The sequence below is a fragment of the Granulicella aggregans genome (assembly GCF_014203275.1).
Taxonomy (GTDB): domain Bacteria; phylum Acidobacteriota; class Terriglobia; order Terriglobales; family Acidobacteriaceae; genus Edaphobacter.
This window is the reverse complement of the sequence record NZ_JACHIP010000006.1, coordinates 92,469-114,872: the sequence shown is the minus strand read 5'-3', so window position 1 is coordinate 114,872 and position 22,404 is coordinate 92,469. Positions and strand designations below refer to the sequence as shown.

Annotated in this window: 19 protein-coding genes; 7 read left to right on the top strand and 12 right to left on the bottom strand. The window is 61.3% G+C overall.

What is annotated here, in order from left to right; genetic code table 11:
- Nucleotides 1-128 precede the first annotated feature (128 nt).
- Together HDF16_RS20435 and HDF16_RS20430 are read left to right on the top strand one after the other, a co-directional pair.
- Nucleotides 129-2,105, top strand: a complete 1,977-nt coding sequence (locus tag HDF16_RS20435; RefSeq protein WP_184221074.1) for a CCA tRNA nucleotidyltransferase — start codon at nt 129-131, stop codon at nt 2,103-2,105.
- Nucleotides 2,106-2,199: 94 nt separating this feature from the next.
- Nucleotides 2,200-2,790: an NADPH-dependent FMN reductase gene (locus HDF16_RS20430; RefSeq protein WP_184221072.1), complete on the top strand. Its 591-nt coding sequence runs from the start codon at nt 2,200-2,202 to the stop codon at nt 2,788-2,790.
- A gap of 277 nt (nt 2,791-3,067) precedes the next feature.
- Here the strand turns inward: HDF16_RS20430 and HDF16_RS20420 are convergent, their stop codons facing one another.
- The 8 genes from HDF16_RS20420 to pdxS form a co-directional block, all read right to left on the bottom strand.
- Nucleotides 3,068-3,862 (bottom strand): cytochrome c oxidase subunit 3, encoded by a 795-nt coding sequence (locus tag HDF16_RS20420; RefSeq protein WP_184221068.1) that lies wholly within the window; start codon nt 3,860-3,862, stop codon nt 3,068-3,070.
- Between the two features lie 34 nt (nt 3,863-3,896).
- Entirely contained in the window at nt 3,897-5,723 is a 1,827-nt protein-coding gene (locus HDF16_RS20415) for a cytochrome c oxidase subunit I (RefSeq protein ID WP_348641371.1), read from the bottom strand.
- Entirely contained in the window at nt 5,687-6,454 is a 768-nt protein-coding gene (locus HDF16_RS20410; RefSeq protein ID WP_348641370.1) for a cytochrome c oxidase subunit II, read from the bottom strand. Before HDF16_RS20410 ends, HDF16_RS20415 begins: the two co-directional genes overlap by 37 nt.
- Before the next feature lie 87 nt (nt 6,455-6,541).
- Nucleotides 6,542-7,021, bottom strand: a complete 480-nt coding sequence (locus HDF16_RS20405; protein ID WP_221312967.1) for a DUF4440 domain-containing protein — start codon at nt 7,019-7,021, stop codon at nt 6,542-6,544.
- A 362-nt stretch (nt 7,022-7,383) separates the two neighbouring features.
- Nucleotides 7,384-7,971 carry a pyridoxal 5'-phosphate synthase glutaminase subunit PdxT gene (pdxT, locus tag HDF16_RS20400; protein WP_184221064.1) on the bottom strand — a complete coding sequence of 196 codons (588 nt, stop codon included), beginning with the start codon at nt 7,969-7,971 and terminating at the stop codon, nt 7,384-7,386.
- A gap of 46 nt (nt 7,972-8,017) precedes the next feature.
- Nucleotides 8,018-8,947, bottom strand: a complete 930-nt coding sequence (locus HDF16_RS20395) for a metallophosphoesterase family protein (RefSeq protein WP_184221062.1) — start codon at nt 8,945-8,947, stop codon at nt 8,018-8,020.
- A 122-nt stretch (nt 8,948-9,069) separates the two neighbouring features.
- Nucleotides 9,070-10,023: a transcriptional regulator gene (locus tag HDF16_RS20390; protein WP_184221061.1), complete on the bottom strand. Its 954-nt coding sequence runs from the start codon at nt 10,021-10,023 to the stop codon at nt 9,070-9,072.
- Nucleotides 10,024-10,315: 292 nt separating this feature from the next.
- Complete coding sequence (gene pdxS / locus HDF16_RS20385) at nt 10,316-11,329, bottom strand: pyridoxal 5'-phosphate synthase lyase subunit PdxS (RefSeq protein ID WP_184221060.1); 1,014 nt, start codon at nt 11,327-11,329, stop codon at nt 10,316-10,318.
- 225 nt (nt 11,330-11,554) lie between these two features.
- Between pdxS and HDF16_RS20380 the strand changes: the two genes are divergently transcribed.
- Entirely contained in the window at nt 11,555-12,271 is a 717-nt protein-coding gene (locus HDF16_RS20380; protein ID WP_184221059.1) for a glycosyltransferase, read from the top strand.
- Nucleotides 12,272-12,350: 79 nt separating this feature from the next.
- Here HDF16_RS20380 and HDF16_RS20375 read toward each other — a convergent pair whose 3' ends face one another.
- Nucleotides 12,351-12,827, bottom strand: a complete 477-nt coding sequence (locus HDF16_RS20375) for a PaaI family thioesterase (protein WP_348641381.1) — start codon at nt 12,825-12,827, stop codon at nt 12,351-12,353.
- 20 nt (nt 12,828-12,847) lie between these two features.
- Nucleotides 12,848-15,301: a RecQ family ATP-dependent DNA helicase gene (locus HDF16_RS20370; protein WP_184221058.1), complete on the bottom strand. Its 2,454-nt coding sequence runs from the start codon at nt 15,299-15,301 to the stop codon at nt 12,848-12,850.
- Nucleotides 15,302-15,502: 201 nt separating this feature from the next.
- On the opposite strand from HDF16_RS20370, the gene HDF16_RS20365 reads away from it, so the two are divergent.
- The gene (locus tag HDF16_RS20365) at nt 15,503-17,047 is read left to right on the top strand and encodes a sensor domain-containing diguanylate cyclase (RefSeq protein ID WP_348641380.1); all 1,545 of its coding nucleotides are present in this window, start codon (nt 15,503-15,505) and stop codon (nt 17,045-17,047) included.
- A 53-nt stretch (nt 17,048-17,100) separates the two neighbouring features.
- Here the strand turns inward: HDF16_RS20365 and HDF16_RS20360 are convergent, their stop codons facing one another.
- The gene (locus HDF16_RS20360) at nt 17,101-18,687 is read right to left on the bottom strand and encodes a tannase/feruloyl esterase family alpha/beta hydrolase (RefSeq protein WP_184221056.1); all 1,587 of its coding nucleotides are present in this window, start codon (nt 18,685-18,687) and stop codon (nt 17,101-17,103) included.
- A gap of 201 nt (nt 18,688-18,888) precedes the next feature.
- Between HDF16_RS20360 and HDF16_RS20355 the strand changes: the two genes are divergently transcribed.
- Together HDF16_RS20355 and ribB are read left to right on the top strand one after the other, a co-directional pair.
- Nucleotides 18,889-19,116, top strand: coding sequence for a hypothetical protein (locus HDF16_RS20355; RefSeq protein WP_020713518.1), 228 nt, complete (start codon nt 18,889-18,891; stop codon nt 19,114-19,116).
- A 105-nt stretch (nt 19,117-19,221) separates the two neighbouring features.
- Complete coding sequence (gene ribB, locus HDF16_RS20350; RefSeq protein WP_184221054.1) at nt 19,222-20,391, top strand: 3,4-dihydroxy-2-butanone-4-phosphate synthase; 1,170 nt, start codon at nt 19,222-19,224, stop codon at nt 20,389-20,391.
- A 60-nt stretch (nt 20,392-20,451) separates the two neighbouring features.
- Here the strand turns inward: ribB and HDF16_RS20345 are convergent, their stop codons facing one another.
- Nucleotides 20,452-21,081 carry an HAD-IA family hydrolase gene (locus HDF16_RS20345; RefSeq protein ID WP_184221052.1) on the bottom strand — a complete coding sequence of 210 codons (630 nt, stop codon included), beginning with the start codon at nt 21,079-21,081 and terminating at the stop codon, nt 20,452-20,454.
- 93 nt (nt 21,082-21,174) lie between these two features.
- Here HDF16_RS20345 and HDF16_RS20340 point away from each other — a divergent pair, with 93 nt between their 5' ends.
- Nucleotides 21,175-22,380, top strand: coding sequence for an aminotransferase class I/II-fold pyridoxal phosphate-dependent enzyme (locus HDF16_RS20340; RefSeq protein ID WP_184221050.1), 1,206 nt, complete (start codon nt 21,175-21,177; stop codon nt 22,378-22,380).
- The last annotated feature ends 24 nt before the right edge of the window (nt 22,381-22,404 follow it).

Here is a 22,404-nt window from a genome sequence, read left to right as displayed (position 1 = left end):
TTGCATCCCGCTAAGAGGCTGATTCGCAGTGGTTTAGAGCCGCGCTGGGAACCTCCGGAAGGTTCTAAGGAACCTCGCGAAGCAAGACGCACCGCTATTGCCTCACCCTGGAGTGTTCCCGGAAAGTTATGGCCGACTACATCTACCTGCTTGAAAGCAGACTCTCGAAAGACCAGCAGCATGCCCTGAACGTTCTGCGCGAGATCGCCCGCGAGCGCGGTCTTACCATCTTTCTCGTCGGCGGCGCGGTCCGCGATCTGACCAGCGGTTCGCCTGTCCGCGACCTCGACGTAGTGGTGCAGGGAAATGCCCTCAAGCTCAAGAAAGATATAGAGAAAGCCGGTGGCATCATCTCCGGCGAGTCGGATGCTGGGCAGGCCCTCTTCGTCCGCTTTCCTGGCAGCGTTCGCCTCGAATTCGGAAGCACGCTCACGACGACTTACCCCAAGCCGGGTAAGCCTGTGTCCAAGCCCGCGGGCATCCTCGACGACCTGCGCCGCCGCGACTTCACCGCGAACGCCATGGCTCTCTCCCTGAACGCCGGCTCCTTCGGCCTTCTGATGGATCCACTGAATGGCGTCGCCGACATCGAAAATCGGGAGCTCCGCCTCGTCAGCAACTACGGGTTCATCGAGGATCCCATCCGCATGGTCCGCGCCGCCCGCCTCATGGCCCGGCTCGGCTGGGGCATGGACGAGAAGACGCAGTCCCGTTATGAGACCGGCAAGCAGGAGGGATACATCTCCGCCGCCTCCGCCTTCAGCCGCGGATACGAGGCCGAAGAGGTCGTCCACGAAGAAGACCCGATCCGCGTCCTGAAGCGCCTTGAATCCGAAGGCTGGCTCAAGGAGATCGCTCCCTTCTGGACCGCCGCCAAGGCCAACGAGGCTGAACTCGAGCGCCTCCGCGAAAGCCAGACCCAGCTCCAGATGCAGGGTATCCATCCCTCGCCCGCCGCCGCCAACTTCCCCCTGCTCACCGCGAAGATGTCCGCGAAGGAGATTGCCGACTTCAAGGCGACCTTCCCGCGCGTCGGCTTCGTCCGCGAGATCGAGAACCTCGAGACCGAGGCCAAGGATCTCGCCGCCCAGCTCACTGCAAAGACGGCCGCTCTGCCTTCGCAGGCCTGGAAGCTGCTCTACTCCGCCAAGCCCGAGGCCGTCCTCCAGATCGCCTTCTCCTCGAAGAGCTCCGCCATCCAGGCTAAGTTCAAGAGCTTCTTCACCGAGTGGCCGCAGGCGAAGCAGAAGGTCCCCTACGCCCTGATGCAGGAGATGCGGATCGTTCCGGAACTGGCTGGCTACGACGCCTTCGTCGAATCGCTGGTCTTCGAACTCATGGACGGCAAGCTGACCGACCCCGATCATCTCAAGGCATTCCTGGAGCCGTTCTCGCCTCCCGCGCCGCCGCCGCCCGTTCACCTCCGTCGCCCACGCGCGCCGAAGAAGGACGCCAAGCCCAAGGGCCGCGCCAAGAAGCAGGCCGCAGACGAGAGCGGAGAGCCGTCAGACCAGGCCGCAACGAATTCAGACGAGGCAGCAGCCGAGATCGCTTCCTCATCCGCGCCCGTCGCTGCTCCTGCTCCGCCCGTAGCGAAGAAGGCAATCCCGGCCAAGGCCGCTCCTGCCAAGGTAGCCGTCGTTCAGCCGGTTGCCGCCAAAACAGCTCCGGCGAAGGCGGTGAAGTCCATAGCCGCCTCTGCTCCAGCGGCGAAGGCCACGCCCTTAAAGGCCGCGCCAGCCAAGGTCGCCAAGAAGGCCGTGCCCGCCAAAGTAGTGCCGGCGAAGGCTGCCAAGAAGACGGTTGCGAAGGCAGTGCCCGCAAAGAAGTCCGCTCCATCGAAGGTCGCTCCCGCAAAGTCCTCAAAGGCATCGGCGCAAAAGGCTCCCGCGAAGAAGCAGGCCGCAAAGCCCGCGCCCAAGCCCGTCGCCAAAGCAGCGCTCAAGAAGGTGGCGGCAAAGGTTCCTGTTAAGGCTCCTCTGAAGGCAGCGGCCAAACCCGCCCCTAAGCCTGTCGCAAAGGGCGCCAAGGTAGTGGCCAAGCCAGCTGCGAAGAAGACGGTCCCCGCTGCCAAGAAGACTGCAGCGGCAAAGAAGCGTCGCTGATCTTTCATTCCCTGAATGGCCAGTCTCTATAGAACCCCGGGCACACTAACGACCCTCCAGAAAACTGCATCCTAGCGGTCTGGAGGGTCTTTTAATGGTTGTCGCGGTTTTGCAGGGATCAGTTCGTACCGAGCGCATGGGTGACCGCGCGGCAAAGTGGGTCGTCTCACAGCTGCAGAAGCGCGGCCACGAGGCCGTCGTCGTGGACGCGGCAGCTCTCGATCTACCTCTCCTCGACAAGATGTGGAAGGAAGTCAAGACCGATGGCTCCATCGACTCTGCGTCGCTCCGCATGAAGCTAGCGCAGATCGCCGAACTGTATGCTCGCGCCGACGGTTACGTCGTAGTCAGTGGGGAGTATAACCACAGCATTCCGCCCGCGCTTACGAACCTCATCGACTACTTCCTCGAGGAGTACGCTTTTCGACCTTCGGCTATCGTCTGCTACTCGGCTGGTCCCTATGGTGGCGTTCGCGCCGCAATGCAGCTCCGTGCTCTGCTTCCGGAGGTCGGTCTCCCCACTATCCCCTCCCTTCAGCCGATTCCGAGCATCGGAAGCTCTCTCAGCGCGCAGGGAGTTGCGCTGACCCAGGATCTCGCCGAGAAGTCCGGCAAGTTCTTCGATGAGTTCGACTGGTACATGCGGGCGATGAAAGCGGAACGGGAAAAAGGCGTTCCTTACTAACTCTGTTTCTTTCAGCTCTGTGGTCCATTCCTTCGCTGTTTCATGCCGAATGAATGGACTGCGGTCGCAGCTCGCTACCCGGATCGCCTCACCATCATCACTGCCCCCACAAACACTCCACCCGCCACCGTCACCAGCAGAACAATAGCCTTGCGATAAGCTGCCTGAGTCTGAAGCGGCATAGCTGCGGCATTGTCCCTACACTGACTGCAGCCTTGTCCGTAAGCGGAAAGCGATCCAGCCAGCAGTAAACCGAGCAAGAAAAATCGTCGCATCGTTATTGGAAGAACGCCAGCAGAGCGAACAGGAAGATCCAGAACACTCCCATGGAGTGCCAGTACCAGACCGAACAATCCACGATGATCTGCCGGTTCTCGACCTGCTGCGAGTAGCGCAGGCTAAGAAGAGCTCCCACCAGCGCTCCGACCCCAAGCACCAGATGGATGCCGTGGACGCCGGTAATCAGGAAGAAGAAATGGCTGCTCACATTCGAGCGCATGAAGACGCCCTGCACGTTCAACTGCTGCCACGCTAGCCACTGTCCGGCCAGAAAGACAAGGCCAAGGAATGCTGTCGCCGCCAGCCATGGCATCGCCCGGCGCGAGGTCGGCTTGCCCAGCCCGAACCACTCTTCCATGACGTCGAACTGGTGAAACATCTTCCTGCGGGCAATCTCGGCCGTCACCGAGCTAATGATCAGCACAGCCGTGTTGAGCCAGAGCACGGGCGGAATCGCCGTCGGCAGCCAGGGATTGATGTAGTTGTTGTACGCATCGAAGCGCCCGCTCGCCTGCGAGACGAAGAAGGCACTTACGATCGCGACGAAGAACATCAGGTCGCCAGCCAGCGCAAAGAATACGCCGAGACGATAGCGCTTCAGCTTCTCGCGAGGCCCGCGGCTGCCCTGGGGACGGTCGTTCCAGTTATCGCCATCGCCTCCGCCGCCCGTGCGCTTGTCGGTTGGCGGACGTCGCCCGTTGCCATGGTCGCCGTGGTCCGGGTCGTCCGTACGACGCTGCGGCCGCCGCTCAGGCCGTCGTTCTGTCTCGGTCGGTGTAAGGATACCTGGCATGTGGAAGCTCCGAAGGAAGCGCGCTGAGAAGAGATTACTCCGCTACTGACTCAGATACCCATTGCGGATGAAAAGTCGCTGGATTATTCCCGTCGCGGTAGTCACACGGCCCGCGATACACCGAGATTGTTTCCTCTGGTGAAGTTTCGTCTGCAAGGTCCGCAAGGAACAGCCCCGGCTTCCACTCCATCGTCGTCGCGGCCCATGGATTCTCGCCTGCAAGCCTTCCGTTCCTGAAGCTCCAGACCAGGTTCACCAGGAATGGGATCTGCGCCAACACCAGAAAAATAGCGCCGTAGGTGATGTGCGTCTGCATCAGCATCGGCTTTGCCATCAGATGCCCCGCCTGTCCCGGGATCCCGGTTAGCTGAGCATAGTGCCTCGGCTCGCCTTCTAGCCCGGTAATGTGCATTGGCAGAAAAGTCGCATAGGCCCCAAGGATCGTGCCCCAGAAATGCACTCGCCCAAGCCCTTCGGACATCAGCCTGCCCGGTCGCGCCGCCGTTGCCGTGATCTGCGGGAACCAATAGTACGTCGCAGAGAACAGACCAAACGCCCCGGCCATGGCCATGATGAGGTGGAAGTGCGCCACCACAAAGAAGGTGTTGTGCAGATATTGATCGAGAATCGGCTGCGCGAGAATTGGGCCGGTCAGACCGCCGGTCACGAAGAGCGAGACGAACCCCAGCGCAAAGAGCATCGCCGTTCTATACTCCGGTCGCGACCTCCAGATCGTCGCCAGCCAGCTCAGCACTTTCGCGGAAGAGGGGATCGCAATGGCCATCGTCGAGATCGAGAACGCCGTCCCGGCAAACGGATTCAGTCCGGCCACGAACATATGGTGACCCCACACCAGGATGCCCAGGAAGCCGATCAGCAGCGTCGTCGCGATCATCAGGTTGTAGTTGAAGATCCTGCGCCGCGCGAAGTTTGCCAGCACCATCGACGTCAGCCCCATCCCCGGCAGGATGGCGATGTATACCTCCGGGTGCCCGAAGAACCAGAAAAGGTGCAGCCATAGCAGGGGCGACCCATTCCCTGAGCCATGCTTCGCGTCCTGCAGCACGCCATTTACAACATCGCCCATCGGTACAAAGAAGCTGGTCCCGGCATGGCGGTCGCAGAACAGCAGCACCAGCGCCGCCAGTAGCACGGAAAACGCCAGCAGCGAAAGGAGTGCCGCCGTAAACCATCCCCACACGGTTAGCGGCAGCCGATTCCAGGTCATCCCATCGCAGCGCATCCGGACTACCGTGGTCAGCGTGTTCACCGATGCCATTGTCGTCGCCAAGGAGAACAGCGTCAGGCTTGCCAGCCACAGGTCCATCCCCATCCCCTGGCCCGGCCCGGCGCTGGCCACGGCGCTCAGTGGCGGATATGCCGTCCATCCGGAGATTGGTCCGCCGCCCGGCGCGAACGTCGCCGACAGCAGAACCATCATCGACAGTGTCGTCAGCCAGAACGAAGCGCAGTTCAATCGCGGAAACGCCATGCCGCGCGCCCCGATCTGGCTCGGCAGAATCAGGTTCCCAAAGCCGTTCTGGGGCGCCGTCGTCAGCACAAAGAACACCATCAGCGTGCCGTGAAACGTGACCAGGGCGAGATAGTCCTCGGGAAGAATCGGCCCATGAAATGGAAGCACTCGATCCGGCCACGTCAGGTGCAGGCGCATCAATAACGACAAAACTGTCCCTACCGCCACGGCCACCAGCGCCAGCAGCAGGTACTGCCGTCCAATCGTCCTGTGATCGGCCGAAAAGAGAGAGCGGGGTTTTTGCGTCGCGGAACTCCTCGACTGTGCAGGATTTGGGGTGGGATTCGCGCTCACTGTGCCGCCCCGCTTCGCTTCGAAGCCAGCCACTTCTCGAAGTCATCAGGCGAGACCACACGCAGATTCGCCTGCATCCGGTAGTGCCCGCTGCCGCATAACTGCGTGCAGAGAATGGCGTACGTCCCGGCAACCGTCGGGGTGAAGTGCAGATGAATCGTCTGCCCCGGGACAGCATTCTGCTTCAACCGCATCTCCGGGACAGCAAATCCGTGGATCACATCCACAGCGCGCAGCCTCAGATCGACCGGTCGTCCCTCCGGCAGCACCAACTCCGCCGCCACTAGATCGTCGCGACCGGCCTCGTCGCCCCGGTCGAGCCCCACCGGATTTCCTTCAGCCGGTGCGACCAGCTTGGGTTCTGTTCTCCCGAAACGCGCATCTTCGCCCGGATAGCGGAAGTACCAAGCGAACTGCATCCCTGTAACCTCAACCTGCAGTGCTGCGGGATCGGGACCGGTATATCGCGCAGCCGCCCAAAGGATCTCCGCCTGGACGGTCAGCCCAACGAACAGCAGCACCAGGAATCCGAGCGGCAGAATCTCAGCCGCCCGCGCAGAACGTTTGCCGAGACCCTTTCGGCGGGCGAGTAACCCCACCAGCAACACCAGATGGACCAGCGCAAGGAGACCGCCCGCAATCCACAGGTTCAGCAGGAGATGCCGGTCAAGTGCCGGCCCATGGGACGACGCGTCCATGGGCAGAAACCATCCCGGAGACAGTTGCGGAGACAGAGAAAGTCCGCTGATCGAAGCGAAGGTCACACAAGCAGCATACCTTCTGTGATCACCGTTAAATGCTTCAGCCCCGTCACCGGGGCTGAGCGAAACCGTACGAAAGACCGAGGCTACCTAGATCCGGGTCCCCTGGTGAAACTGCATCTGCCAGGTACCTTCGCGCGGGCCGATTCCATAGCGGGTATCGCCTGGCTTCAAGACCCAGAGAGAACTACGCAGGGCCTGCGAACCAGAGCGACTGTCCAGCGTAGCAAAAGATTTGTACGTCACCAAAGCCACAGTAGGGGAGACGAGGTCGCAGGTGAAGTCGCTGAGCGTAATCATCGCCGGCTGCTCGGTGCTCAACTCCGCCAGGATATCCAGCTTGGTGTACACTCTGCCGGAGCTTCCAAACTCGCGGAAGTCATCCGTCAACAAATCGGCCACGGTATTGATGTCCCGACGAACGGAAGGATCGAACAGCATCGTCTCCAAATCGAGCAGATGATCTGACAGCTCGCTGCGGCGGATTGGTTCAATAAATGCGGCGGAGGGCTGGAAGTCGTAAGCGTGAGTAGCCAAGGGGAGGTCACCTTTCTTCTGGCGGGAAGTCACTGCGCCTTCTCATAGGATGCAGGTTATCTGAATCAAGTGGGCCAGTTGGCACCCGGTATGCGAACGGTCTGACCGACGCACCCGATGGATCTCCTGCAGGTTTAGCTTCATTATGACTCCGACCAGCCTCTGAAAGTTGATCGGTTGCCGGGTCAAATGCCTCCCCGGCTAAATTGGGAACGGTCGTATTTTTCAAGGCAGGTTTCCTGGGGGACAGTCGTTCAATACCAGGAGCCGAAACTCGTCTGGCTTGCGCCGTCGGCTGTCTCAACTCTCAGAGTTTATCGGCCTTCCCCATGCCTGCATAGAGTATTTTTAGTGGCTTAACACGTAAGTTGCAGATTCGAAGCGGTCTCGTAGCCCTACCGATAGCTCCGCTGACTATCTTCCACCATATCCAGAAAGAGCCGATGGACGCGTTCGTCGCCCGAGAGCTCCGGGTGGAAGGTCGCCGCAAGCAGACTTCCGGACCTCACCAGGACTGGGTCGTCCCCACGCTTCGCCAGCGTCTCCACTCCGGGTCCAACCCGCGAGATCCTCGGAGCTCGAATGAAGACCATCTCCAGCGGCGCACCCGGCATGCTCGTCTCGGAGCTAAGGATTGCCGACTCATTCTGGCGCCCGTACGCATTCCGTTCCACCGAAATATCCAGCGCTCCCAGGCACTTCTGGGTCGAGTGCGCCACGTCTGTCGCCAGCAGAATCGCTCCGGCGCAGGTGCCGAAGGTGGGTTTCTCGGCGACAAACGCCGCCAGCGCCTCGAAGAAGCCGCCACGCTCCAGAGACTTCAGCATCGTCGTTGACTCGCCACCCGGCATAATCAGGCCATCGAGCCCCTCAAGCTGCTCCGGTGTGCGCACCAGCTTCGGCGTAGCACCCAGATTCTGGAGGACACGAGCGTGAGCTTCAAACGCGCCCTGAAGCGCCAGAACGCCAATCGTGAGAGGCATCCCCTCATTATAGAGATCGCTTCGCCGACTCAGCCCTGCGCCACCACTAGGTATTCTTCGGATCGACACTCTGGAAGCCGTAAGTCTCGTACCGGGTTTTCAGCTTGCCAGCCTTGACCTCAACCACGGTGAACCCTTCCGGAGTTCCCATCCGCGTTCCGTGCCACCAGTTGCCGCTGACTGCGCCGCTGGTCATGTAAGGAACGCCGCGCCAGATCACCGTCTCATTGATGTGCGTATGGCCCTGCAGCACGCCGAGAACGTTGTGCCCTTCGAACAGCGGAAGCACCTCGTAGGCATTTGCGACGCTGAGACCATGGTGCGCGGGCGGTGTCGGCAGCGGGGCAGTGTAGGCGTCAAACGCCGTGACCAGCGGAATATGGACGGAGACAATCACCGGCGTCGCGGCCGAGATCGACTTCAAATCGGTGGCGAGCCATGTGAGTTGGTCTGCATCGATGCGGCCCTCGTAGCCGCGGTCGGCGGTGATGCCGATCGAATCGAGAACGATGAAGTGAACGCCCTTGTGGTCGAATGAATAGTAGAGCTTGCCGAATTGGTCTTCAAAGAACTTCTTGCCGTAGAGCGGATCGGTCGGCTCCGCGCCGCTAGCCGGGTACACCCCGAACAGGTCGTGGTTGCCGATAGTGTGATGCACTTTCATGCCGAGGTCCTGCTCGGTCTTTGTGTATAGATCGATCAGGCTCGTGGCCCGGTCGCGGTTCACGCCCAGCGCATCGAAGACATGATCGCCCCCTTGCACGACGAAGTCGGCGGAGATCTTCCGCGCCTTGGTGAAAGCCTGGTGGCAGCCTCCAGCCGCGTTCAACTCGGGCTGAAGATGGCAGTCGGTGATAAAGAGGAAGGTGAAGTCTTCCACCGGCCTTGCGGCCGCGTGCAGCTTTAGCGGGAGAGCGCTCGCCGCCCCGGTTGCCGCCGACAGCGCGAGAAAGTCTCTGCGATTCCATGTCTTCATGCAACAAGATTAAGGGATCGGTCGAAGCGACAGGGAAAAATGACGTGAAAAACGCGGATGCTTGAAACGCAAAGAAGCGTGAGCCGCGGCTCACGCTTCTTTGCGTTCCAGGTTGAATGCGCTTAGCTGGTGCGAGTCTCCTGCCCACGCAGCTTGCGGAGGGTACGGATCGCCGAACGCGCAGGCACATAGGAGGCCGACATCATGGCGTTCTTGAGGCCATCCTTCAGGGGCGAGGTAAACGGAGGCGCAGGGTGCATGCCGGCCTTCCGCATGAAGTAGTTCGCGCGATAGATGTTCGCCCGCTCAGAGTCCTTCAGCGTGAAGTTCACGCTCAGCGAGATTGAGACGTTGTTATCGTTCTGGAGCCAGTGCGGATCGTTGATCGGAATATGGATGCCATTGCCCGGAACCAGGCGGTACGGAGTCGCCCGATCCTGAAGCTGCGGCTTGTACTGTCCGGCGTTCTTATCCACCGCCCAGAACTTCTCGAGCTCCGTCTCAGGAACTACGTCCTTATCGCGCTGGTCGAACATGTGGATCGTCTTCGATCCGGCGATCTGCAACAGGAAGTTGCACTCGCGATCGATATGGTACGTCGTCGTACGGTTGGGTGAGGTGATGAAGATCAGCGCGTCTTCCACCCGCATCATCTTTTTGAAGTCTTTACCCGTCTGCGCCTCGAACTCACGCATGCAATCGTAGAAGACCTGGGCGTATGCAGGATCGCGCTGTGCCTGGTGGATCGTGATCCACGAGCCCGTGTCCTGGATGCGCTCAAAGGCCTCTTCGAGCGGCGGACGGTCGCCCATCTCATTCCAGCGTGCGCCAATCGGCACGTTGTGGCCGGCGTCGTAGTACAGCTCCTGAGGCCGCTTCTCACGCGTCTCGAGCGCCAGAGTCAGCAGCCGATCCATCGTGAACAAGGGATGGTTCGCCAGGTTGTGCTGGAACAGAAACGGGTGCTGATTGAACTCTTTCTTGAAGGTTGGGGAGGGGACGATGTGAGTTGCTAAGGTCGAGACGGACGGCGAAGCCGCCTGAATTGGGGAGTGGTCGATCGTCTGCGTAGACATCAAAAGAAAGCTCCTGGAGGTATTCTCGAATCCTGGGCCGGGACGAACTTCGAAGTATCTGCATCGTGCGAGGTAGCGCAATTTCGCACATGTCCGCCGAGTGTCACTTGTATAGCATCACCGTTGTTGTCGATCAACGAGAGAAAGGTTGCACGATACACGGAAGTTTTCGATAGTAACCACCGTTTTGCGGAATTCGACAAACCGCTCGAAAGTAAAAAGAAAACCCGGCCCCGTCGCATTCATCCGCGACTGGTGCCGGGCATCGCTATTTTGTCTAAAGACTAGCGCTCTACCAGCCGCGGTCCTGCATCATTTCCTCCGCCGGAATGCTCGAAACCGCAAGGCCCTTCATGGATCCCAGCACCGCTTCTGAAGCCTCTGAAACAATTGCCGGATCGGCAAAGTGTGTCGCCGCCAGCACGATCGCCTTCGCACGGGAGACAGCCTCCTCGCGGTCCTCGGGGTTCCGCGCCTCGCCGACCTGCTTCGAAGTGCAAAGGCCAACATGCGCATCCTCGGCGGTCCAGAGATCGACTTCGAGCGGGGTCGCACGGCCCTTCATAAAGATGCCCGAGCCCACAAACACCGTCTCCGCGCCCAGCTGCATCATCAATGCCGCATCCGAAGGCGTCGCAATGCCGCCGGCCGAGAAGTTCGGCACCGGCAGTTTGCCGGTCTTCGCCACCATCCGCACCAGCTCATACGGAGCGCGCAGCTCCTTGGCAGCGGCGTAAAGCTCCTGCTCGTCCAGAACGGTGAGGCCCTTGATCTCCTTGATGATCTGCCGCATGTGCCGCACCGCGTGAACGACGTCGCCCGTCCCGGGCTCGCCCTTGGTCCGAATCATGGCAGCGCCCTCTGCGATCCGGCGCAGCGCCTCGCCCAGGTCTTTCGCCCCGCATACGAACGGCGTCGTAAACGCGTGCTTGTCGATATGGTGGGTCTCATCGGCGGGGGTCAGCACTTCGGACTCGTCGATAAAGTCGACTCCCAGGTGCTGCAGAACCTGGGCCTCGGCGAAGTGGCCGATACGCGCCTTTGCCATGACCGGGACGGTCACCGCGGCCATGATCTGCTTGATCAGCTTCGGCGACGCCATGCGGGCCACGCCGCCTTCCGCGCGAATCATCGCCGGAACGCGCTCGAGCGCCATTACCGCCACCGCTCCTGCCTCTTCGGCGATCCGCGCCTGCTCGACGTTCATCACGTCCATGATCACACCGCCCTTCAGCATCTCGGCCAGGCCGGTCTTCAAGCGAAGGGATGGAGTAGAAAAGCTGCCGTTGTTGGTGGGTTCTGCCATGGTGTTTCTCCTTACGGTGCGCTGGCGATGTCGGGCCAATGCGCAGTCAAATCCTGAGCGTTAAGAGTAGCAGTTTTATCCCCTGCAAATCCCGAAAACGCTGGCTCGTTACTCTTCTATGTCCAGCCTTCCGGTCACAACAAAAATTCAACACCTGTTTATGCACCAAATGCTGGGCGCAGAGCAGACTTACGTTAGCGGGCCTATGTCCGACGCGAGGTGTGCTTGAACCCTGAACTGACGATCGTCATCCCGGCGAAGAACGAAGTCACCATGCTTCCCAAGCTCCTCGCCTCGCTTGCTCGGCAGGATTATGAAGGCATCTCCGAGACCCGCATCCTGGTCGCCGACGCCGGATCGACCGACGGCACCATCGCCGCCGCGCTGTCCTTCCGCGACCGCCTCCGGGTCGAAGTCGTTCCCGGCGGGCTGCCGTCCGTCGGACGCAACGCTGGAGCCAAGCTCGCTTGCACCAGGTACGTCCTCTTCCTCGACGCGGACGTTGAACTCGCTGACGTCACCCTCCTCCGTCGCGCCATGGGCACCATGCGCCGCCGCGATCTGCATCTCTCCACCGTCAGCATCGGCTGCCGCCAGGGAGGTTTCTTCGACGATCTTCTCTACGCCGGCAGCAATGTCATGCAGTACATCGGCGCACGCTGGAAGCCCTTCGCTACAGGCATGTTCATGCTCTTCGAGCGCGAGGCCTTCTGGCGGCTCGGCGGCTTCAATGAGCACGCCCTCTTCGCCGAAGACTACCTGCTCTCGAAGCGCGTCAAGCGCAATCGCTTCCGCATCGTCCGTGGCCGGGTATTGACCACCAACCGCCGCTTCCGCAAGCTGGGCCACGCGAAGATGTGCTGGATGTTCTTCAAGACCATGCTTCACACCTGGGATGAAGAGTACTTTCTCGAAGACCAGGGGTATTGGGAGAAGAGCTGAGGGCAGGGTGTTGGGAGTGGCGTCAAGCCTGTGTGCGGTGAACCGAAAACGCTCTTGACCCGAACCTCTTCCGCCTCACTCAGTCCACGGAACGCAATGCCCTCTCCACCAGCTTTGGATCGAGTGCAATAAACAGGCCTTTCCCAGTCGCCAATACCGTCCCATCGGGCATCGCAAGCTCCGCCTGGTGAAAGAACTTCCGCCCGTCCCGCCGTAGATGCCGCCCGGTCAAAATCAGATCCTGCCCAACTGGCGAAGGCCGCAGATAATCGACCTCAAGATGCCGCGTCATCGCCAGCACCCCGAACGGCCGGTTCAGCTTGCTCATCGCCTCATCCATCAACGTTGCGATAATTCCGCCGTGGATGTACCCCGGCGCTCCCTCATGCAGCCGAGTCAGGTTCACCTGAGCTGTCGCTGTATGCGCCTCATTGTCCAGGATGAACGTTAGCTGCAACCCCTGCGGATTCCCCGGCCCGCAGCCAAAGCAATGCCCCGCCTGTTCATCGATCGTGGGTGGATGCTCAGGCTGGCCGGGCAACGGATTGGTCTGCACTTCGCTCAAATGTCCCCTCTTCACTGCGTGGAACAGACTTCCAGAATACCCACGCCGTACTTCTCTATCTTCTCGCGCCCCATGCCTTCAATTTTCTCCAGTTGGCCCAGATTTCGCGGACGTTCCAGAACGATACTCCTCAGCGCCGACGACCCCAGCACGAAGAACTGCGGCAACCCCAGCCTCTCCGACTCCACCTTCCGCCACTCCCGCAGGCGATGGTCTAGCGCCTGCTGCTCTGCTGTCAGTGACTCCGCTGGCTCCGCCTCGGCCGCACGCTTACGCTGCACGCCAACTTCAACCGGCCTTGATTCGACTGCCCGGGGCTCCCGCGCGGATGTAAACAAAGTCGACGCAGACTTCGCCTTTGCCGGCCTGGCCTTCGAAGCCTTGACCGGCTCCCCGAAGTCACCCGGCACCTCCGCTCCGGTCATCAGCGCGACGATCGCCGCGCCATACCGGTCTGCCTTCTCCGGCCCAATCCCGCTCACCGTCAGCAATCCACCGATGCTCCTCGGCTGCGCCACCACCAGCGCATGAAGCACGCTGTCGGAGAAGATGATGAAGCTCGGCTTGCCCGTCTTCGCGGCCTCGGACTTACGCCACTCCCGCAGCTTTGCCTCAACCGCCTTCTGTCCCGGAGAATACGAGGCCGCAGCCTCATCACGCTCGGCCTTGCCACTCGCCTTCGCGCCGCTGCTCCGCGAAGCTCCACCATTCTTCTTCGCCCTGCCTGAACCTGCTGAGGGAGTCTCCGCATCCTTCAACATCACCTGCAGCGGTATGCGAGCGCCGCCAGTATGCTCGCGGCCCTCGCCGGTCAGCGTCGCGCGCTTGTAGTTGATGACCGTGCCTTCCGCGTTTGTGAATGTGTCTTGCGAGATCGAAACCAGCCCCGCCCGCGAAAGCGCATCGAGATACCCATCGAAGACCCGCCGATCCGGGCCCAGGGCAAGATCCGTGTGTAGCCGCCCTGTAGCCTTCGGCTGGCCGCTCGCCAGCGCCTGCAGAATTGCCCGAAGATGTCGCTCTTCTCCCGCGTCAGGCTCTCGAAAGGTCTGTGCTGTCGCCATTTCGGGAGCGCAGAAGTCGCAGTACCCGCAGGGCTTCATTCCGTCGGCAGTGTCGCCAAAGTGCCGTACCAGGGCCGACATCCGGCACTGCTGCGTATCCGCGAACTGCGCCATCCGGTCAATCTGCGACTGGCGAAACTCCACTTGCCTCGCATACCCGGTCATCCATGCCGCCGGCTCGGGTGATGCGGGCGAGTACCGCACATTCCCGGCCATATCGATCTGTGCTGCACCCTGCCCGACGAGTTTCTCGACGCACTTCGCAAAGATGTCCCGGCTCATCCGCAGCTTTCCGCACAGAACGTCCGGCATCTCGAACTCATTCGTCAATACCTTCGCAACTCGCGCCAGGTCCGTTACCGGCGGATAGTCGCGCTCCAGAAACCCGTCATGAATCTTGCGGTCTACAAAAGAGTGAAGCAGCACCGTCCGGCTCGGCTGTCCATCTCGTCCCGCGCGTCCAATCTCCTGGTAATAAGCCTCCACCGACGCTGGCAGTGCGATATGGACGACGGTTCTCACGTCTGCCTTGTCGATCCCCATGCCGAACGCAATCGTCGCGACTACCACCTCCAGCTTTCCCGACTGGAAGTGCCTCTGCACTCGCTCCCGCACGCTTGCCTCGAGCCCCGCGTGATACGCCGCCGCCTTTCCACCCAGCATCCCGGCAAGCTCGTCGGCGGCCTTCCGCGACGGCGCATACACAATCGCAGGCCGGTTCTCCGGCTTCGAGAGCATCTTTACCGTGAACTCGCTCCGCCGCGGCTTCGACATCTCCACAACTTCTACGTGCAGGTTGTTGCGACGGAATCCATGAATGAAGAGCTCCGGCTGTCGCAACTGAAGCTGCGCCACAATGTCCTTCTGGACGGTGGGTGTCGCAGTAGCGGTCAGAGCAATGATCGGCGCTGGCCGTAGCGAAGGTAGATAGTCTCCCAGCGTTCGGTAATCCGGCCGAAAATCGTGGCCCCATGCTGAGATACAGTGCGCCTCATCGATCGCAATCAGCGCGGGCTTGCGTTTCGCCAGCATCTCCGGGAATCCTGGCACCCGCATCCGCTCCGGCGCGATAAACAGAAACTGCAGCGTCCCATCCAGATAATCCCGGCAAGCCTGCCGGGACTGTTCCCGATCGAGCCCGGAGTGAATGCGCGCCACCTTCAGCCCCGCCGCAGTCAGCTTCGAGGCCTGATCGTCCATCAGCGCAATCAGCGGCGAGATCACCAGCGCCGTCCCACCGCGCGCAATAGCCGGAAGCTGATAGCAAAGCGACTTCCCGGCACCCGTGGGCATTACAAGCAGCACGTCCCGGCCCTCTGTCGCGGAGCGGCACACCGCTTCCTGGTTGGCGCGGAAGGCAGGGAATCCGAAGGTAACGTGCAGCAGTCTTTCCAGGTCCATGGGGCAGCATCCAGTTTCGCATGCTCTTCGTATCGTGTAAGGTGTTCAGTCGGGTTGCAAAGTTCCAGCATCATGAACGCATACCCCTATCGGGGCATTGCCCGTTCAGGGGAGCGAACTTAGCCTGCTGCTAGCTGGCACCCAAGAGCTACGACCCCCAGAGCACCCTGGTCGAGCTGGAGAGTCCGGGGGAACCACACCATCGCTACGTCTGAGCACATCTCGGTACAGCCCAACCAGGTAGGCCGGACCTCGCGCAAAGCGCGTGGCACCGGTCTGGCGAGCCTCGCCCTGCGCACCCGCAACTACTTTGATTGGCATCCGGTCACCGGTGGATTCTGTCTGGCCGTAGCGACCGCTGTTCTCATCACCATTATCGCCGCCTTCAACACCTTCGCCATGCCCTCCGTCAATGGATGGGCCATCTGCACGCCGCAGAATGGTGTCGTCCTTGCCTTGCTGCTGATGACGCGTCGCAAGCTCTGGCCCTGGATCGTGCTTGGCTACGCCGTCGCTCTCTCGCAAGGAGCGAAGGCGTTTTCCGGCGGACCGCACTTTACCTCTCTTGAGATCCTCGGCAACCTCGCGGAAGTCGGCATCGCCGCCTTCACCCTGCCGCCCTTCCGCAACCTCAAACAGTGGCTGCAGGAGCGACGCCTTCTCCCCGCCTTCCTCTTCTACGCCATGATCGGCGGGCCGCTGTTGATGGCCCTCACCGTTGCTCGTCAAGTTCCGGGAACTGCCGGCAGCGTCGCTGAAGCCTCGCTAAACTTCTGGGCCCGGGTCCGTATCGTCGCTCTGGCCGAAGCCCTCGGCATCGCGCTCGCGACCTCGCTTGTACTCGTCCTGCTCAACAGCGAGACCTATAGGCTCTTCCGTCTCCGTGCGCTGCCGCAGACACTCGCTCTCTTCGCCATCTCCGGCAGCAGCACCTGGCTCGTCTTCCAGGCTGGCGCCTCACCGCTCCTGCTCCTGGTTCCGGTTGCGATCCTCGTTATCATCGCCTTCCGGCTCGGACTCCGCGCTGCCGTCCTGTCTACAGCTCTCAGCACCGTAGCTGCCGCACTGTGGACCCTTCAGTTTCATGGTCCCGCTGCTGCCCCCCAGACGTACTTCGCCTTGGCTATCCTCGTCATCCTTCCCCTGAGTGTCACCCTCGCGGGCAAGCATTACGTGGAGGACCGCCTCGCCGACGCCCACGGTGAACTCGATAAGCTCAAATCGCTTGACCGCCTCACCGGCGTGCCCAACCGCAAGCGCTTCGACCTGGTGCTCGACCGCGAGTGGCAGCGCGCCACCCGCGACCCCAAGCACGTCGCTCTGCTTATGGTCGATGTCGACGACTTCGATCTCTTCAATCAGCACTATGGCCCCCAGGCTGGCGACGAATGCCTTCGCCTGGTCGCTGCCCGCATGTCCGACCAGCCCCACCGCGCTTACGACCTGATCTCCCGCTATGACGGTGGCAGGTTCACGGTTCTGCTCCCCGGCGCATCCGGCGAAGCCGTCGAGCGCATCGCCGAAGAGTTCCGCGCCGAGATAGCAGCCCAGGAGTGGCCGCACGAGTTGAGCCCCTTCGAGCGCGTTACGGTCTCAGTAGGCTGGGCCGCCATGGTTCCCACCGAACATTCTCGCCCTGACGCCCTCATCGCCGCCGCCGAAACCGCGCTGCGCCAGGCCCGCGAAAACGGCAAAAACCGTGTAGAAGGCGTCAACGCCAATCTGGACGCGGTCACCCTGGCTTAGCCGCACTGTAGGCCATCAAACAAAACCGCCCGTCAAACACCTTGCCCCGCAACTTACTTCGCAGAACAAGCAAAGCTCTCCGCCACCTTCGTATCGCCCGTCCCCTTGTACTTCGCGACCTCGGGGTAAGGACAGATTGGCCGCGTCATCTCCACGTCGCTGCTCTCCGGCCCACCCGCATACTTCGTTGCGACGATCTCCCTCGGAGCGCTTCCGCCCTCGACCCAATTCTGTAACGCCAAATAAGCATCCTTCTTGGGATCATCCGACCCGTGATTTGGCCACACAAAGCTGTCCGCTCCCGGCCCGCCTGAGCAGTGGTCCATCCCGGGCACCATGTAAAGCTTCACCGAGTCCGACCCGGTCGCCGCCACCACCTTCTTGTAGTAATCGATCGTCCCGAGCGGTGTGATCGCGGCGTCGCTCCAACCGTGATAAAGCACCAGCTTGCCACCTCGCGCGAAGAACGGCTTCAGATTCGGATCGGTCGCATTTAGATTCTTTGCGGTCACCTGCTGCGCATCCGCATACGATTGATCGATGGAAGCGGTCTTAAAATCGAAGGCCCGTCCCGGATAGACCATGTCCCCAAAGTATCCAGTCGCGAAGCCATACATCAGGCTCTGCCCTGGCTTGGCCCCTACGATCCAAGGTGCCCAGCCACCTGCGTCCGCCTCGCCCCCCATCACGTATCCCGGATAGATCTCCGTCCCGTCCTTCGTCACTGTTCCCGCGTAGATAGTCTCCAGCGCCTTCAGTTGCGGTGCGGTCAGGCAGCTATCCGAATCTCCCGCTTTGCACAGCAGCGTCTCCGGCTTGAACTTGCATTTGTCCGGCTCCGCCAGAATGCCGTCCGAAACTCCGTCGCCGCTCTTCCCATCACAAGCCGCCAGCGCAGCCGCGCTGATCGCCCTGAGCTTCGACGCTGGAATATAGCTCTCCGGCTTCGCCAGCAGCGCCTGCGAGTTCTTCAGTCCCGTGGTCACCAGCGCCGTCCAGTTGTAGGCCGGAGCACCAGCCAGAATCCCGTCGTAGTCGGCAGGGAAGCGCTGCGCCTCCATCAGCGCCTCGCGACCGCCATCCGAACACGCCGCAAAGTAGGACTTCTTCGCCGGCTTCCCGTAGTACGCCGCAACCAGCTCCTTCGACCGCTCCGTCATCAGGTGGATTGCCCGGTAGCCAAAGTCCGCAATCTTCTCCGGGTGCCCCTTCGCCCAACTGGCATCGAGGAAGTTCGCCGCATGGCCGGTATCCGTCCCCGCGCTCGCGTAGCCACTCTTCACCGAGGCGGACATGTTCTGGTAGTAAATCTCCCCTGCGAAACCACCGTTGCCCTCGCCATGGAACCGGCCGTTCCACTGATTCGGCATCCATAACTCCATCTTGATATCGGAGTCGGGCGTCGGCTTGATCTCCGCCACAACCCGACAGAGCGTTGGCAGAAGCTTCGCTCCCTGCTTCATTGCCTCCTGAGCCTCAGGCGGTACCGGAAACTGGCCCGCCGGAACCAGGTCGGCTGAGGTGATGGTCGTGTCGGCGAAGTGCGCTGTCTTCAAGCCTGAACAGGCCGCCGCCGATGGCCCCTGCGCCCGTGCTGCCATGGAACCTGCCACTAGAACCGCAACTGCCAGTCGACGCATCGGGATCTCCTGTGTTGTGAACGCACATTTTGCACCCATTAGAGCATGCCCCTTGACTGACTCGCTTTCCGTCCCGCGAAAGCGTGCCAATCGTGACTTTCACAGTTGCAATTTCCGCCTAAGTGCCCTAGAATGATGATAGCGGGATTACGTCCTGAAGCAGCTTTTGTGCTCCTCCCGCTTGTGAGGAAAAGAGAAAAGATGGCAAAGCGTCGTGGAAATCCGAACTGGGGCAAACCGGAGCCGATTGGGCCCGTTGTTCCCACCGTCACTTCGTTTGAACAGGTAGTCAAAGAGTTCAAACTCACCCCCGACCAGTACATCCGGTCGACGCGTCTTCGTGAATGGGCCCGGAGAAACAAGAACTCCAAGTACATCCCCGAGGCGCTCCTCGAGGCATGGGGATTCGAGATCGAGTCGACCCTATAATTTCGAAGTACTCAGTTTGAGTGAGACGCCGCCCTTTGAGGCGGCGTTTTTGCGTCCGGTAAACGCTCCCTCGAATCAAACTGCTGTCGAAGCATAAGATTGGGAATGGGAGAGCCAATGTTCGCCACAGTGGAAGAGGCAGTCGAAGATATCAAGGCCGGTCGCATGGTCGTCGTCGTCGACGACGAAGATCGCGAAAACGAGGGCGACCTCACCATCGCCGCCGAGTTCTGCACCCCCGACGCCGTCAACTTCATGGCCAAGTTTGGCCGTGGGCTCATTTGCCTCACCTTAACGGAAGAACGCGCCGACTACCTCCGCCTCGGCCCTATGACCTCCGAGAACACCTCCCGCTTCGGCACCGCTTTCACCGAGAGCATCGAGGCTCGCGAGGGCGTGTCTACAGGTATCTCGGCTGCCGACCGGGCGCATACGATCGCGGTGGCCATCAGCCCCGGCTCCACCGCCGCTGACCTCGCCCGCCCCGGACACGTCTTCCCGCTGCGCGCCCGCAAAGGCGGCGTCCTCGTCCGCGCCGGCCAGACCGAGGCCTCCGTCGACCTCGCCCGCATGGCCGGCCTCGTCACCGCCGGTGTCATCTGCGAGATCATGAACGACGACGGCACCATGGCCCGCGTCCCCGACCTCATCAAGTTCTGCGAACTCCACAACCTCAAGATGCTCACGGTTGCAGAGCTTATCCGCTACCGCCTGCAGCACGAACGCTACATCCACCGCGTTGCCGAGGGAGTTATGCCCACTGCCCACGGAGACTTCCGCATGATCGCCTATGAGAACGAAGTCGACGGCGGCGAGTCCCATGTCGCGCTTGTCTACGGAGACGTGACCGGCGAAGCAGTCAAGGACGCCATCATCCCCGTACGTGTCCATAGCCACTGCCTCTCGGGCGACGTCTTCGGCGCAACGACCTGCGACTGCCGCTCCGTCATCGACGCCTCACTCCGCATGATCGTCGAAGCTGGCCGCGGCGCTCTCGTCTACCTGCACAACGGCACCAAGGGCTTCACTATCGACCGCACCACGCCCGCGCCACGCATCTGCCTCCACCGCTCCACACCCACCCGCGAACGCGGCGACGACAAGAGCCACCGGACGCTCCGCCAGGTAGGTCTGGGCGGCCAGATCCTCTCAGACCTGGGCATCCACCGCATCCAACTCCTGACCAATACCCCTACCCACGTCCCGGCACTTCAGGGCTTTGGGATAGAGATCGTCGAACAAATCCCGGTCTGCCCAACTACCGTCACCGCTTAGCAAATAAGGCCCGGGTACCCCATCCATCGCAGCTTCAGGCGACGGTGGGACGTACAAGCTTCAAACTTCCAGCAACTCCGCCCAGCCACGCTCCTTCATCTCCTGCTCAAACACGGCATGATCGCCGTAAACGATCCCCTGCAGCCCCGCCGCCTCCGCTGCCGCAATATTCTCCGCCTTGTCATCCACAAAAAGAACGTGACCGGCCTCGACCCCAAGCCCCTCAACCGCATGACGATAGATCTCCGCCTCCGGCTTAGCGAGCTTCAGTTTGTATGACCAGACTTTGTGGTGAAATTGATCCAACCACCCATACTTCGCCGACAGACCCGCCTCCATCGCATCACCCATGTTCGACAGAATCCCCGTCTTGATCCCCGCCTTCTGGAGACGCCAGATCCAATCCACCATCGGCTGATTCAGATCGCCCCACAAATCGACATCGGCAGCAAGCAGTTTCGCCACTTGCTCCTCGTCAGCCTTCCCACCAGAGTGCCCGACCGCCAGCCGCCAAAATTCTTCCCCGGTATGGGTGCCGCGGTCGTACTCGTGGCGATACTTCCAGTACCCGGCATGAAGTCCCGCCTCGTCAAGCCCGGTGATTGCCTTCATCCGCTCCCACGCGCTTGCAGTCGGAGGCGCAGAGATCACCATCCCATAATCGAAAAGTACCGCTTCTATCTGAGTCATATGACCCCGATTCTACAAGCCACCCGCCTGAATCTTCCGCCCGGAAACCTTCGTTCAATCTACTTCCCAAGAATCCCCGTTTAGCATGAGAACGTGCAGAACTTCTCCCGCCGAACCGCCTGGGACCTTGCCTCCAGCGATCTCTCCACCGCCATCGCGTCTGTAAAACGGCAGGGCGGGGAACTCCTCGACCTCACGCTCTCGAATCCCACCGCCTGTGGTTTTGCGTATGACTCCGAAGCCATCCTCGCACCTCTCGCCAACCCGTTCGCCCTCAATTACGATCCCGACCCTCGAGGCCTCCGTTCCGCCCGCGAGTCCGTCTCCAGCTACTACGCCGACCACGGCGCGCCCGTCGACCCCGACGCCATTCTCCTCACCACCAGCACCAGCGAGGCCTACTCCTTCCTCTTCCGCCTCCTCTGCGATCCCGGCGATGAGGTCCTCGTAGCCCAGCCCAGCTACCCGCTCTTCGACTTCCTCGCCACCCTCGACGACGTCCGCCTCATCCCGTACCCCCTCTTCTACGACTACGGCTGGTGGATCGACTTCGCCGAACTCGAGCGTCGCATCTCTCCGCGCACCAGAGCCATCCTCCTCGTCCATCCCAACAACCCCACCGGCCACTGGACCCATCACGCCGAGCGCGAACGACTGGAAGCCCTCTGCGCGTGCCGCAACCTGGCCCTTATCGTCGACGAAGTCTTTCTCGATTACCCAATATCTGACTACGCAATCCCGCCAGCCGAACCAGCAAAGACCTTCGCCAACGGCCCGCACCCGGCTCTCACCTTCGTCCTTAGCGGCATCAGCAAGATCGCCGCTCTCCCCCAGATGAAGGTCGCCTGGCTGGCCACCTTCGGCCCCGATCACCTCAAGGCCGAAGCTCTCGCGCGACTCGAAGTCATCTCCGACACCTTCCTCTCCATGAACACCCCCGCCCAGCACGCCCTACCCGTCTGGCTGGCCGCGCGCCACGATATTCAGAGCCAGATCCGCGAACGAGTCGCCACCAACCTCGTCGCCCTGTCAGCCTGCGGCCTCGAAACCCTGCATCTCGAAGCCGGCTGGGCGGCCGTCCTCAAGCTCGGGAAGGCTGATCCCGCGCTCGGTCTCCTCGAAGATCATGGAGTCCTCGCTCACCCCGGAGGTTTCTACGGCATGGTCGATCCCCGGCTGGTCGTCGTCAGCCTGCTCACGATGGAACGCGACTTCGCCACAGGCGTCAGCCGCCTGAGAGAGGCCTTTGCACCATCGGCGGTGCAGTGGAACCATGCCAGTAAACATTTGGTCGAATAGCTAAAGTCTTACTTGAGGGGAGAC